Origin of the sequence: Streptomyces sp. TRM68416 (genome assembly GCF_014596915.1) — a bacterium.
Lineage (GTDB): Bacteria > Actinomycetota > Actinomycetes > Streptomycetales > Streptomycetaceae > Streptomyces.
In genome coordinates this window covers 1-1,427 of the sequence record NZ_JACVWU010000069.1, presented here as the reverse complement: position 1 = coordinate 1,427, position 1,427 = coordinate 1, and the positions used below count along the sequence as shown (strand labels likewise).

Below are 1,427 nucleotides of genomic sequence, written 5' to 3'. Positions count from 1 at the left end.
GGTTGCGTCCAGGGAAGTGGTGTACGGGTTCGACCTGATCCGGGGGTTTGCTCCGGCGTTGGGATGAGGCCCGCATAGATGAACGGCCACCGGCTGATCTTCGAGGTGTCGAAGCCCGAAGGAGATCAGCACGATGACCGCACCCGACAGTCTGCCCCTGCACGCCCTCGCCGAGGACAACCTCACCGCGGCGAGTCCCGATCTGCTGCGCGCGATGGTCAAGACGTTCGCCGACGCGCTCATGTCCGCCGAAGCGGACGCCCTCTGCAACGCCGAATACGGGCAGGTCAGCGACGAGAGAGTCAACCACCGCAACGGATATCGCCCGCGCGAGTGGGACACCCGGGCGGGCACCGTCGAACTCGCCATCCCCAAGCTCAGGTCCGGGAGTTACTTCCCGCACTGGCTCCTCGAACGCCGTCGGCGGGCCGAACAGGCCCTCATCTCGGTGGTCGCGACCGCCTACCTGCTCGGGGTCTCCACCCGCCGAGTGGAGAAGCTCGCCGAGAGCCTGGGCGTCACTCGACTGTCGAAATCCCAGGTCAGCGCGATGGCCAAGCATTTGGACGAGCAGGTCGCCGCGTTCCGCAACCGCCCCCTGGACGCCGGCCCCTACGCGTTCGTCTGGGTTGATGCCCTGACCCAGAAGGTCCGCGAGGGCGGCCGCATCATCAACGTCCACGCGTTGATCGCGGTCGGTGTCAACGCCGACGGCCACCGCGAGATCCTCGGCCTGGACGTGGCCACCGCCGAGGACGGTGCCGGCTGGCTGGCTTTCCTGCGCTCCCTGATCGCCCGCGGCCTGTCCGGCGTCCAACTGGTCATCTCCGACGCCCACGTGGGCCTGGTCAACGCGATCGGCGCCACCCTGCCCGGCGCAAGCTGGCAGCGCTGCCGCACCCACTACGCCCGCGCACTGCTCAGCCAGGTTCCCAAGTCGGCCCAGCCGTGGGTGGCCACCCTGCTGCGGACCGTCTTCGAACAGCCCGACACCGACGCCGTCCAGGCCCAGATGCGGCACGTCCTGGATGCCCTGGAGGCCAAGTTCCCCAAGGCCGCCGCCCACTTGGACGCCGCTCAGGGCGACGTGCTGGCGTTCACTGCGTTCCCGCGTGAGATCTGGCGGCAGATCTGGTCGAACAATCCGCAGGAACGACTGAACAAGGAGATCCGCCGCCGCACCGACGTCGTCGGGATCTTCCCCGACCGCACCGCGTTGATCCGACTGGTCGGCGCGGTGCTGGCCGAGCAGAACGACGAGTGGACCGAAGCCCGCCGCTACATGGGACTCGACCTGCTCGCCAAGGCCCGCCTCCACCCGATCGAGTCAGAAAACGACGACACCGTCCTCCCGACCGAACTGTCCGCATAGCCTCAAAACGAGATCACCGAGTGGCCGTCGATACACCACTCCCGCGGACGTGACC

General features: G+C 67.9%; 1 protein-coding gene. It reads left to right on the top strand.

Annotated elements, in window-relative coordinates; genetic code table 11:
* Positions 1-133 precede the first annotated feature (133 nt).
* Positions 134-1,372: an IS256 family transposase gene (locus tag ICC28_RS39930; protein ID WP_188293779.1), complete on the top strand. Its 1,239-nt coding sequence runs from the start codon at positions 134-136 to the stop codon at positions 1,370-1,372.
* Positions 1,373-1,427: the final 55 nt, after the last annotated feature.

Bases quoted from the DNA above. Each gene is read 5' to 3' on its own strand.
- ICC28_RS39930 (WP_188293779.1), top strand. From the start codon at position 134: ATGACCGCACCCGACAGTCTGCCCCTGCACGCCCTCGCCGAGGACAAC.